At 46.5% G+C, this 11,937-nt stretch carries 13 protein-coding genes and 1 riboswitch; of the genes, 3 read left to right on the plus strand and 10 right to left on the minus strand.

The window, feature by feature from the left end; all coding sequences use genetic code 11:
• Positions 1 to 16 precede the first annotated feature (16 nt).
• Positions 17 to 943: a pseudouridine-5'-phosphate glycosidase gene (locus BLU03_RS02380; protein WP_076569260.1), complete on the minus strand. Its 927-nt coding sequence runs from the start codon at positions 941 to 943 to the stop codon at positions 17 to 19.
• Complete coding sequence (locus BLU03_RS02385; protein ID WP_093105314.1) at positions 927 to 1,877, minus strand: carbohydrate kinase family protein; 951 nt, start codon at positions 1,875 to 1,877, stop codon at positions 927 to 929. Before BLU03_RS02385 ends, BLU03_RS02380 begins: the two co-directional genes overlap by 17 nt.
• Positions 1,878 to 2,041: 164 nt before the next feature.
• Between BLU03_RS02385 and BLU03_RS02390 the strand changes: the two genes are divergently transcribed.
• A complete protein-coding gene (locus tag BLU03_RS02390; RefSeq protein ID WP_093105317.1) occupies positions 2,042 to 2,992 on the plus strand; it encodes an arsenic resistance protein in 951 nt (316 codons plus the stop codon).
• Positions 2,993 to 3,043: 51 nt separating this feature from the next.
• On the opposite strand, the gene BLU03_RS02395 is transcribed toward BLU03_RS02390, so the two are convergent.
• From BLU03_RS02395 to BLU03_RS02415, 5 genes are all read right to left on the minus strand, one after another.
• Positions 3,044 to 4,042, minus strand: a complete 999-nt coding sequence (locus BLU03_RS02395) for a tRNA dihydrouridine synthase (protein WP_093105606.1) — start codon at positions 4,040 to 4,042, stop codon at positions 3,044 to 3,046.
• Positions 4,043 to 4,210: 168 nt separating this feature from the next.
• Positions 4,211 to 5,623 (minus strand): 23S rRNA (uracil(1939)-C(5))-methyltransferase RlmD, encoded by a 1,413-nt coding sequence (rlmD, locus tag BLU03_RS02400; protein WP_093105320.1) that lies wholly within the window; start codon positions 5,621 to 5,623, stop codon positions 4,211 to 4,213.
• Between the two features lie 107 nt (positions 5,624 to 5,730).
• The gene (locus BLU03_RS02405; protein ID WP_008589940.1) at positions 5,731 to 6,639 is read right to left on the minus strand and encodes a glycine betaine ABC transporter substrate-binding protein; all 909 of its coding nucleotides are present in this window, start codon (positions 6,637 to 6,639) and stop codon (positions 5,731 to 5,733) included.
• A 211-nt stretch (positions 6,640 to 6,850) separates the two neighbouring features.
• Entirely contained in the window at positions 6,851 to 7,219 is a 369-nt protein-coding gene (locus BLU03_RS02410; protein WP_008589942.1) for an iron chaperone, read from the minus strand.
• Between the two features lie 12 nt (positions 7,220 to 7,231).
• Entirely contained in the window at positions 7,232 to 8,317 is a 1,086-nt protein-coding gene (locus BLU03_RS02415; RefSeq protein ID WP_143023807.1) for a carbohydrate kinase, read from the minus strand.
• 197 nt (positions 8,318 to 8,514) lie between these two features.
• On the opposite strand from BLU03_RS02415, the gene BLU03_RS02420 reads away from it, so the two are divergent.
• Positions 8,515 to 9,189, plus strand: coding sequence for a peroxiredoxin (locus BLU03_RS02420; protein WP_008589947.1), 675 nt, complete (start codon positions 8,515 to 8,517; stop codon positions 9,187 to 9,189).
• Positions 9,190 to 9,239: 50 nt separating this feature from the next.
• On the opposite strand, the gene BLU03_RS02425 is transcribed toward BLU03_RS02420, so the two are convergent.
• Positions 9,240 to 9,713, minus strand: coding sequence for an acyl-CoA thioesterase (locus BLU03_RS02425; RefSeq protein ID WP_040609373.1), 474 nt, complete (start codon positions 9,711 to 9,713; stop codon positions 9,240 to 9,242).
• Between the two features lie 188 nt (positions 9,714 to 9,901).
• A riboswitch (cobalamin riboswitch) is annotated at positions 9,902 to 10,078 on the minus strand.
• A gap of 148 nt (positions 10,079 to 10,226) precedes the next feature.
• Positions 10,227 to 10,967 carry a ZIP family metal transporter gene (locus BLU03_RS02430; protein ID WP_082409516.1) on the minus strand — a complete coding sequence of 247 codons (741 nt, stop codon included), beginning with the start codon at positions 10,965 to 10,967 and terminating at the stop codon, positions 10,227 to 10,229.
• A 269-nt stretch (positions 10,968 to 11,236) separates the two neighbouring features.
• Here BLU03_RS02430 and BLU03_RS02435 point away from each other — a divergent pair, with 269 nt between their 5' ends.
• Complete coding sequence (locus BLU03_RS02435; RefSeq protein WP_040609345.1) at positions 11,237 to 11,416, plus strand: hypothetical protein; 180 nt, start codon at positions 11,237 to 11,239, stop codon at positions 11,414 to 11,416.
• Positions 11,417 to 11,458: 42 nt separating this feature from the next.
• Here BLU03_RS02435 and BLU03_RS02440 read toward each other — a convergent pair whose 3' ends face one another.
• The gene (locus BLU03_RS02440; protein ID WP_245698673.1) at positions 11,459 to 11,908 is read right to left on the minus strand and encodes a YueI family protein; all 450 of its coding nucleotides are present in this window, start codon (positions 11,906 to 11,908) and stop codon (positions 11,459 to 11,461) included.
• Positions 11,909 to 11,937: the final 29 nt, after the last annotated feature.

Genomic DNA, 11,937 nt, shown 5'->3' on the forward strand with positions numbered 1-11,937 from the left:
TTCGTAAAGATTTCACTTACACTTCTTTTTCAATTTTCCCTTCGAGACTGAGCGCAATCCGTGAGCCTACGCGGGCGTTGTGTTTAACGAGGGCAATGTTTGCGTCCAGGCTTTTTCCGTTTGTAAGTTCTTTGATTCTTCCAAGCAGATAAGGGGTGCTGTCTTTTCCGGAGATTTTATCCGTTTCCGCTTCTTTGACGGCCTGGGAAATGATTCCGTTGATGTATGATTCATCCATCGCGTCTTCTTCAGGAATAGGGTTAGCAATAACGGCCCCGCCCTGAAGACCAAGGTCCCACTTGGCTTTGAGAGTTTCTGCTATTTCCTCTTCCGATTCGGCACGGAAGCTCAGCTTGAACTCACTCGTTCTTGTGTAGAAAGCAGGAAGATACTCCGTCTGATAACCGATTACAGGTACGCCTTTCGTTTCCAGATACTCCATCGTCAGTCCGAGATCGAGTATGGATTTAGCGCCGGCGCAAACGACAGCTACATTCGTCTTTGCCAGTTCTTCAAGGTCGGCAGAAATGTCCATCGTCTTTTCAGCTCCGCGGTGTACTCCTCCGATACCACCGGTCACGAACATTTCGATTTCCGCCATTTCAGCACAGATCATCGTCGTCGTTACGGTTGTAGCTCCCAGTTTCTTCATAGCAACGACGTTTGGAAGATCGCGCCTTGAAACTTTGGCTACCCCTTCACTATTCCCGAATTTTTCCAGTTCTTCATCACTTAAACCTATTTTGATTTTTCCGTCCATAATGGCTATCGTCGCCGGTACCGCTCCTTCGTCACGTACAATCTGTTCAACTTCTCTGGCCATTTCCACGTTCTGCGGGTAGGGCATACCGTGGGAAATGATTGTGGATTCGAGGGCTACTATCGGTTTATCGTTAATTTTAGCGTCTCTTACTTCCTGCGAGTATTCAAGATACTGTTCCATTAAAAAATTCCTCCCTGTCCTGTTTTAGTTGTTCTTCAGACAAATCCTGTCTCACTGTCGTATTTGACATAATCGTTTTGCGGGCATTCACAAGACCGGCCTGGAGACTCTTCCGGAAAGATTCCTTCTGCAGCCATGAATAAACGACTGCGGCACAGAAAGAATCGCCGGCTCCTGTCACATCTGTTACTCGTGTTTCCAGTGATGGAAAGAAATAAACTCCTTTTTCGCCCCCTGCCATAACTCCCCGTTCTCCTCCTGTTACTATTACATGAGCTGCACCTTTATCCATCCATCTGTAAACGGACTCCTCCCAATCTTCATCAGTGTCAATCTTCATGCCGAGAGTCGTTTCGGTCTCGTCCTGATTCACAATCAGCCATTCCACCCCTGTAAGATCGGAAGGGAGACGATCCATCTTCGGAGAAGAGACGGGAATGATAACGAAAGGTATACCGTTTTCCAGGGCAAAAGATTGTAAGAATTTCACGGTTTCCGCGGGGCAGTTCAAGTCGACAATTATACATGCCGCTTTTTCTAAAATCGGAAGTTTTCCGGTAACCTTCTCCTTAGTCAGTTCATCGAAAACATCCATGTCCGCATATGCACAGGAAAGGTTGCCATCAGGTTCAAGTACGGCAGTGTAAGAGCCTGTGGAAGCATCGGGGACTTCGAAAACATGCTCCAGGTTCACGTAATGACTGCATTCTTTATCAATGGCCAGCCACTCTGCGTCGTTTCCTTTCGTTGTAAGAAGAACGACTTCCTCCCCTATTCTGCCCAGGTTTTCTGCTATGTTCCGGGCTACCCCGCCCACGGAAGTCGAAGAAGACACAGGGTTTGAAGTCCCGGTAACGATTTCATTTTTAGCATAAAGTTTTTTATCAACATTGGCACCGCCTACACAAACGATGGGCCGGGCCGACTGACTCATGTAATCGCCTCCTCTTTAAACAAAAGTTTACCATAAAGACAATTGTTTGTAAAGAAAACATTTATTCCTGCACATTTAATAATTTCGTACGTAAACCAGATTTATGCTGTTTTTATTATGATATCATCGTCAGTAACAATTCCCCCAGGAAAGGTTCGATATAAATGACTATGTTCGAAAAAATATACACGCCTCTAATTTTAACGGCTGCTCTGCTCGGCATCACCTTTAGCCAGGTCAGTACCGTCAAACACATCGCCGGCCACGCTATTTTACCTTTGCTGATGGTTATGCTGACTCTCACCTTCTTTCAGGTTCCTCTGCGTGAAGTGAAGCAGGCTTTTACCCGTACCGCATTTACCTTGACCACCCTGGTAATCAACTTTTTATGGTCACCTCTCTTGGCCTGGGGACTGGCTTCTGTTTTCCTTTCCGACCATCCTTCTTTATATATAGGATTCATCATGCTGATGATCACTCCCTGTACGGACTGGTATCTCGTATTCACCGGTATTGCTAAGGGAGACGTAGCATTATCGACAGCTATTCTTCCCGTGAACCTACTGTTGCAACTGTTACTGCTCCCGGTATTTCTGCTTCTTTTCGCCGGGACAGGGGGAATAGTTCAACCTGCTTTTCTTATAGAAAGCGTGATAATGGTACTGTTTCTACCCTTTCTGATTGCGATTTTATTCAGACTTCTGCTGAAAAAAACTCCCGGCACGCTGAAAAGTCTCCAGTCAGGGTCCGGCCCTCTTCCGATCGTTTTTCTGAGTTTGGCTATAGCCGCCATGTTCGCTTCGGAAGGTCGTGTCCTCCTTGAGAACCTGAGCGTTTTATGGATTATTTTCGTACCTATTATTCTGTTCTTCCTGATCAACTTTTTCATAGGGAGATGGGCCGATAATTTCATGAATTTTCCCGAATCGTGGAGGACGAGTCTGACCATGACGACACTTGCGAGAAATTCCCCCGTAGCACTTGCTGTCGCAATGACCGCATTTCCTGACAGACCTCTTGTCGCACTGGCACTGATTACAGGACCTTTACTCGAACTGCCCGTGCTCGCGGCAGTTTCCCAGATTCTTCTCTATATTTCCCGGCACAACCGGTAAAAAAAAGAAGCACTGCGGATTGCTCTCCGGTGCTTCTTGATGTTAAATCTTTTATTTTGATGTAGAGGCGGCAGTATTCTGCTCTCTTTTTTCAGAGCGAAACTCCTTCAGGAGCTCCCGCACTTCGTCTGTGGATTCCGTGCTCATCAGTTTGTTCCTCAACTCACTGGCCCCACGGAAGCCTTTCACATATATTTTAAAGAACCGGCGAAGCGGCTTGAATATCCGTGGTTCCAGTTCTTCCGAATATTCATCATGAAGATCGAGCTGCAGATGAAGAAGATCAAGCAGTTCTTCGCTCGTATGCTCTTTTTTTTCCACTTCAAAAGCAAACGGGTTATGGAAAATACCGCGGCCTATCATTACTCCGTCCACTCCGTATTTCTCTACGAGTTCCAACCCTTTCTGCCGATCCGGAATATCTCCGTTGATCGTAAGCAGGGTGTGAGGGGCAACTTCATCCCTCAGTGCTTTAATCTCCGGAATCAGTTCCCAGTGGGCATCGTAATTGCTCATTTCTTTTTTTGTGCGGAGGTGGATAGACAGATTTGCTATATCCTGTTCCAAAAGGTGTTTCAGCCACGTCTTCCACTCATCCACTCTCGTATATCCGAGTCTTGTCTTAACACTGACCGGCAAACCTCCGGCTTTCGCTTCCTGAATGATTTCTGCTGCGACGTCCGGGCGCCTGATCAGCCCGCATCCTTTCCCTTTTGTCGCTACATTGGGGGCGGGACACCCCATATTGATATCCACCCCTCTATAGCCCATTTCAGCCATACCGATGCTCATTTCACGAAAATGTTCCGGTCTGTCCCCCCATATATGAGCGACAATCGGCTGTTCGTCTTCGGTGAAAGTCAGACGGCCGCGTACGCTGCTTTTTCCGTCGGGATGACAATAGCTGTCCGTATTAGTGAATTCAGTAAAGAAGACATCCGGCCGGGCCGCTTCACTGACGACGTGCCGAAATACGACATCCGTGACTGCCTCCATGGGAGCAAGTACGAAAAAAGGTTTTGGTAACTCCTTCCAGAAATTATCTTTCATAATATATCCGAACCCTTTCTTTCCAGCACTATTCATGCTGCACTAGAGAATTATATTTCCTGTTTCTTTTACGGTTTTTCTGAACTGAATAATATTTTAACATTATATACTCTAAGGGGAAGTGTTTCAAAGTGCAAGAAAAAAATAAGCACCGGTAAAATACCGGGCTTATCGGCCACTTTTCTCTAACAGCACTGCCGTCTCCACGTGATAAGTCTGAGGAAACATATCCACCGGGTGGATCTCCTGTACTTTATACCCGTGTTTCTTCAGATAATAAAGATCTCTCACCTGAGTTTCCGGGTTACACGAAACATACACTACCCGCTCAGGTCCGAGTTTCACGACGCTCGACAGAAAAGCCTCATCACTGCCGCTTCGCGGGGGATCAAGAATAACTACGTCCGCTTTTTTGCCTTCCGCAGCCATTTTCATCATAAAATTCCCGGCATCTCCCTCGTAAAAGCGGGCGTTGGTCACTTTATTGTGCCTGGAGTTGCGGATGGCATCTTTGACTGCTCCTTTATTCATCTCTACTCCGATCACTTTACCCGCCTGTTTGCTGGCAAGCAATCCGATAGTGCCGATGCCGCAGTAGGCATCGATCACCGTCTCCTTCCCGGTCAAACCGGCAAGTTCCACTGCTTTTCCATACAGTTTCTCCGTCTGTACCGGGTTGATCTGGTAAAAAGACTTTGCAGAGATTTCAAACTCCATACCTCCGATTGTATCCGTGATATACCCTTTACCGAACAGAACTTTTTCCTGTTTACCAAGTACCATGCTGTCGCTGCGCGTATTGATATTCTGGATAATCGTTGAAATTTCCGGATGATCACGCCGAAGAGCTTTGAGGAAATTATTTTTCCCTTTGAATTCGGGAGTGCCGGTAACGAGTACCACCATCACTTCTCCGCTCGTTTTACCTGTTTTTATCAGTACGTGACGGAGAAACCCCCGATTTGTATCTTCATTATAGGCCCGAAGTTTAAAAGAGACCAGCAGTTCCTTGATGGTGGCAATGATGGCGTCCGCTTTCGGATCGTGGATCAGACAACGATCGATTTCGATCAGATCATGAGAGTTGGCCGCGTACAGTCCTCCAATAATCTGACGTTTCCTGTTTTCACCGAAAGTCATCGTATTTTTATTGCGATAATCAAAAGGGTGGTCCATAGTCATAATCCGCTCAGGCTTCCCGAACGGCTGCATAAGCCGGTCGACTATACTTTGTTTAAAATCATTCTGGGCAAGCGGAGTCATATGTTGTATCTGACACCCGCCACACACGTAAAAGTAAGGGCAGGGAGCCTCCTGTCTCACTTCGCTCTTTTCTGTCACCCGGACGACTTCAGCCGGTCCTCGCTTTGGAACGGCCACTTCCGCTTTTTCACCCGGAAGGAGGTGCGGAATCTCGAGACGTTTTCCCTTCCACGTCGCTATCCCTTTTCCATCGTCCGTAAGTCCTGTACAGGTCACTTCCGTCGTTTTAGGCTGCTCCTGTTTCAATGAATGCGGTTTTCCGGAAGGGGCCGGTCTGTTATGAGGTTTCTTCCGATTCTTCTTTTTATTTTTAGCCAACGCATGATGCCTCCTATTCAATCTTCTACTTTTAAGGGTACCATATCTTTTTTTGAAAAAGACAAAATAAAGCGTGGAGCTTTGTCAGGCTCCACGCTTTGATACTATTATTCAGCCGGTTCCAGATCTTCAATGGACTCGATGTCCATATACTCCGGTACCGCCAGGCCAATTTTTGCTCCTGTGATGGCTTCATTTACCTTGACGAGGTTATCTTTATGTTCCTCGTAGAAACTACCGTGCGTTTTGGGCAGCCAGGCAGCTAGAGTAGCGTCGGCATCTCCCTGAGCTAAAGCTTCAAACACGATAGCCGGATCTACGGGAGTCAACGTCACTTCATACCCCTTTTGTTCAAGGACACGTTTTGTCATATTACCTGTCAGTCGCTCAGAATCCCACGGAGTCATGACAAGTTCCATCGACTTCCCTTCGCCTTCCGGTGCTTCGGCGATCCACTCATCGACCTTATCCTGATTTTCATCAACCCACGTCTGAGCTACTTCCTCAATAGGAGTTTCCTGTGCTTTAAGCATCAGTTCTTCAAGAGTTGAAATATCCCAGCCTATTTTTTCAAGAATCTGGTAAGCGCCCGGGTACTCTTCTTTAAAACCTGTCCGGGCCAGTGTAGTAATCTGTTCTGACCCGCCGTAAGCCCCCTCCGGATCTTCAAGGTACTTCAGATCCCATTTTGCGAACATGTAGTGAGGTGACCATCCGACCACGACTACAGGTTCTTCCGCTTTGATAGCATCTCCGAGAGAAGTGAGCATAGCCGCTGTCGAAGCTGTTTCATGTTCCCAACCGTTAAGGGAGTCATAGGTCTCCACGGCCTCTTCGGTAGCTACCGTTGCACCTGCTCCCGGTTCTATTCCGACAATAGTATGTTCCACTTCTTCACTGACGTTTGTTTCACCGCCTGAAGAAGCTTGTTCACTGTCGCTTCCACAGCCCGACATCAGCAGGGACACAGACAGGAAAGACACTATTCCTACGTTCTTTCTCAAAGATTTCCACATACATTTTACAGCTCCTTTAATAAACGATCCTTTTTTGAAACACAATTGTAAATGTACGCGTAATCCGAAGTCTTATCAACGTGTAAATCCCTTCATTATCAGGAGCAAAACCTTTCGTGTTACTTTCTGACCGAAACGAAATGGAAATGATACCGATTTCCTCAATGATACTCGAATTTTCGGAAAATATGGATGTTACAGATGTTTTCGTTTATCTCCAAAAGGAAGTACAGTTCTTTTTTTCAGCTATGTTATATGAAATCATTCGCTTTAAAAGATCATAGTCTACAGGCTTTGACCAGGGAATCTGCAACAGCATTTTCGTATGTCTATATCCTGCGTCTTCTATCGCTTTCGAAAAATGGATAATGCCTTCTTTCTCCGGCGAGACAGCCATATGTTTTTTGGACGCACTGAATCCGATGATGTATGTGCCGTGATCTGTGAACATAGGCTGGTTCCACGCGATTCTTCCATTAAGCTGCGGAAATTCTTCCCTCACCCACATGAGCACTTCTTCTATCCGCTCCCTCGCTTCAGGTACGGTGAGCGTTTCCAGGTATTCTTCGAACGTTTCCATAAGTCTCTCCCCCTAACTTTGCAGTTGATTATACAGTTTTTCCTTGGAAAGAGCGGCGACGGTTTCTTTACTCTGCCACGCCTCGGCAGCCGCCGCCATTCCGAGCAGAATCGAATCGCGAAACGATTCCTCATGGGTATAGCCGAAAAGCATGCCGCTGATAAAAGCTTCCTTAACCCCGGTACCATCTTCCACAGTATGCGGGTACGGTGCCGCGTACTCTTCTTCCCCCGTATCCGTTCTTACAAATACTCCGTCCGTATCAAGGTGGATGACAACCTTTGAGACACCACGTCTGATCATGAGCTCACAGGCTTCCCTCCATTTTTCCTTCGTTCCTCCATGCACGCCCGTAAGTTCCGCTGCTTCTTCCCGGTTGATGAATAACACACCGACTCCGCTTAAGTCTTCCGGCAGTCGCTTCATTTTCGTCGTAGAAACCGTATGTATCCAAAGGTGACGGTCTTCTTTATCTGCCCGCTGAATCAAATAGGAAAGTGTGGCTTCCGGCAGGTTCGTATCTGCAAAAATCACTTCCGAAGAAGCAATATGCGGCCACTTCGCTTCAAGAAGCCCGGCGGTGAAGCGGTCATACAATTCCATATCTGCCACTGCCAGCACCAGTTCTCCGGACGAATCGAGGATAGAAGTGTAGGCTCCTGTTTTTTCTCCATTCAGAGCAAATGACTGCGAAACGTCCACTCCCTGCTGTTTCGTTTGTTTCATAAGCCATTCCCCGTCCTGGTCTTCTCCGGTAAGTGCAATAAGAGAAACATCACAGGTCAGCTTCCCGAGGTTTTCAGCCACGTTTCTGGCTACACCCCCAAGGCTCTGAAGAGAGAAAACAGGGTTGGAAGTTCCGTATTGCACCTGTGAAAGCGTGCGGTTCTTCCGGTCGATATTCGCCCCTCCAATACAGAAGATTTTCGACTCCTCTTTCAGAACATAGGCCCTTCCTACAATCTCCCCTTTTTTTGTAAGCGTTGAGATGTATCCGGCTACTGCCGAGCGTGAAAGATTTAATTTTTCCGATAGCTGCTGCTGGGTGATGAACGGATTTTCTTTGATTAATTCCAAAATACGCTGGTCTTTCAACACAAACGACCCTTCCTTCACCAAATTTATTTACTTAACATTATACCATACCTTCTCTTAGGAAAAGGGGGTACAAATATCCCCCTTACCCCGTTTGGCGGTATTGCCTCACGTACTATGTGGTTTAATGAAAAACTGAACGGGAAATAAAAACAGAGGACCGTTCAGGACGGACGGAATATGTAACAGGAGGGATTTGAATGATGGAAGAGCAGCATAATACAGAAGAACAGAAACACTATGGCTTGCCGCGTATCGGTGAAAAAGCCCCTGACTTCACTGCTCAGACGACACACGGAGAGCTTTCTCTCGATGATTACGAAGGAAAATGGTTCGTTCTATTTTCCCATCCGGCAGATTTTACACCTGTATGCACGACAGAATTCGTAGCGTTTCAGGGGATTTATGATCAGTTGCGGGAAATGAACACAGAACTCCTCGGACTGAGTGTGGACAGCATCACTTCCCATATTGCCTGGATACGGAATATTGAAGAAAATTTCGATACGAAAATCGAGTTCCCGGTAATCGCCGACCTTGATAAACAGGTGGCTACCAAGTTCGGTATGATTATGCCGGAAAGCAGCGGTACTGAAGCTTCCCGTGCCGTTTTTGTGATTGATGACAAAGGAACAATCCGTTCTCTCATATATTATCCGCTCACTACCGGCCGGAATATGGGTGAAATCGTACGGCTCGTCGAGGCTCTCAGAACTACCGACAAACACGGAGTTTCCACTCCGGCTGACTGGACGAAAGGAAACAAAGTTGTCGCATCTCCTCCAAAAACAGTTGAAGATGCCCGCGCAAGAGAAAACGACGATTCCTATGAGTGTGTAGACTGGTACTTCTGCAAAAAAGACTTAAAAGAATAATGTTCATAAATAATACGGGGCCCTCAGCGGGTCCCGTATTGTCATGCGGTTCAGGTTCGCAGCTCAGCTTTTTCTTCCCGCTGTTTCTTTCTCGCGGCAGCCGTTCTGTTCAGTTCTTTCTCTTCTTCCGTTTCCGGAATGACGTGGGGGACTGGTTTCGGGCGCCCTTCTTCGTCCATTGCCACCATTGTAAGAAATGATTCGGTCGTCATTTTCTGCTCTCCACTGAGCAGATCATCTGCGAATACTTTCACATACACTTCCATAGAAGTCCGACCTGTCTTCGTTACACAGGCTTCAATCGTCAGAGCTTCTCCCACTCTGGCAGTAGATATGAAATTCACGGAGTCGATCGAAGCCGTCACTACGATAGCATTGGAGTGTTTCATTGCGGTAAGGGCAGCAACTTCGTCGATATATGCAAGGACTTTCCCTCCGAAAATCGTTCCAAGATGGTTAGTGTCCGGGGGAAATATAAGTCTTGTCTGGGTTACTTTTGAACAACGTACAGGTATCTGATCCATCGTTTCTTCCTCCTCTTTTATCGCTGCGATAACGACCACAGGAAAGGTCTCTTTTCACCTTGACTCCATTAAAATACCTTCCCGTCAGCTAGCAGGAAGGCGGATAAGAAAGTATCGACGGTCCAGGCCCGTATCGGCGTCCCGGTTTAAGATATTTCACGTAACATCCTCCTATTCTCCCGTAGGATTTCATGTTCTTTCCGGTGGCAGGTCTCCTGACTCAGGTTCCTCACTCTGTACGCCTTCCCGTCTTTTTCAGACAGTGGATTGATACGAAGCTCCCCTTTACAGTGGCGGGACCGTGCCGGATTCTACCGGGCTTCCCTTTTAACACAGATGTTGTGACCACCGGACGTATTCAGTTGTTGAGGGGAGATCCCCTCCTTTCCACTATCCTGCAAACGATTCGATCTGTCAATCAGCATTCCCGCTTTTCGATTCTCGACTCTCCATGAAATTTGTGCATAAAAAAAGAGAGATGTGTTCAGACATCTCCTCTTTTTTTTATAATCCTTAACCGAGCGCAACATCTAGCGTCATCATAAGGGCGAAACCGAACATTAGACTCATAGAAGCAATGTTGACATTCCCCTTTTCATGGGAGCCCGGGATAATTTCTTTAGCTACCACGAAAATCATGGCTCCAGCCGCAAAGCTTAAGGCGTAAGGCAGGACCGGTTCTATAATTATAACGGCAGCCGCCCCCACTACTGCGGAAATAGGTTCTACCATTCCGGAAAACTGTCCAAACATGAAACTTTTCTTTTTCTTCATACCTTCCCGGTAAAGAGGCATGGAAACTGCCGCTCCTTCCGGGAAGTTCTGTATACCGATACCAATCGCAAGAGCTATCGCTCCACCGAGAGCCGCACCGGACCCGTCCGAAGCTACAGCACCGAAAGCCACACCAACCGCTAATCCTTCCGGGATATTGTGGAGGGTCATCGAGAACATTAGCAGTGCCGTACGACTCTTCGCTCTTTTATTTTTAATGTCGTACATGTACTTATCGAGGTCTACAAATGGTATGACACGATCGATAAAGAGAAGCAGAAACCCACCGAGAAGAAAACCTACGACAGCAGGAAACCAGGAGGGCAGCGGACCTTCCGCCCCTCTCTCTATAGCCGGAGCGAGCAGCGACCAGTAACTGGCTGCAATCATGACTCCTCCTGCGAACGCGAGCATACTGTCCAGAAACTTTTGACTCGATCCTTTTATTAAGAAAACGAGGGCTGCTCCGAGAGCAGTCATCCCCCAAGTGAATAAAGAGCCCAGCAAAGCCAGAATCACGGGATTTATATTACCTAATTGTTCAAAAATATTCCTCACCTCATCATTTTTGCCTTCAGGCAAATTTCATCGATATGGTTATTCTACTTTTTTTGTTTCCCCGAGTCAACTTTTAATGTGCAATTCTTTTTGTTTAATGGCTTTACTTGCGGCACGTTTGAAATTTCCTTTATTTTGTCTTAAGATAAAACTCCTACTGTTGCCTCCCTCCTTTAGAGAGGAGGCATGTAATGAAAAACTATGAAATAGGCAGCCGCGTCCATGATCATTGTCTGAACTGTTTCAGTAACGAACAGAAAGTCGTCGAAGTAGTTTCCAAAGAATTCACTGATAGAGTTGTGGAAACTCTCTGGCTTCAATGTATAAACTGCGGAAAGCTTCACAGTCGTCTGGTCCAGCACGATTACTGACTAAGACAACACAAACGCCGAGGTTGAATAACCTCGGCGTTTTCATTTGACCGGTTTGAACAGTTTCTTCAATAATTCTCTCATTCCTTTTTTCTGCTTTGTTTTCTCTTTCTTTGCTGATGTACCAGTGTCCACTTTTATCTCTTCTTTTTCCAAAGGATAATCCACGGTTAAAACAGCTCCGATTTCCGTTTCTTTCTGCTGATCCGATACGGATTTTGTATGCACACCGTACTTACGGGCGAGCCGGGAATAAGGTTTTCGAAACCTGTAACTTATTTTCCCGTTCAAAAGTAGCGTTGCCCTGTCATAACTCCTCATTTCTTTTTCAATTTCCGCTATTCCTTTTTTCTGCATCACCTGACTTTTCGTCAACACAAGAACGATTCGTTCACGAAGAGTACCGAGGTATCTCCTGCGTTCCCCTGGTTTTATTTCCGGACTCCCGTATATACCTTCCTGCACGTAGTCTTCCACTTCTTTTTTACTCATTGTCTTCACCTCAAACTTTATTTATTGGG

Origin of the sequence: Salimicrobium album, assembly GCF_900107115.1 — a bacterium.
GTDB lineage: Bacteria > Bacillota > Bacilli > Bacillales > Halobacillaceae > Salimicrobium > Salimicrobium album.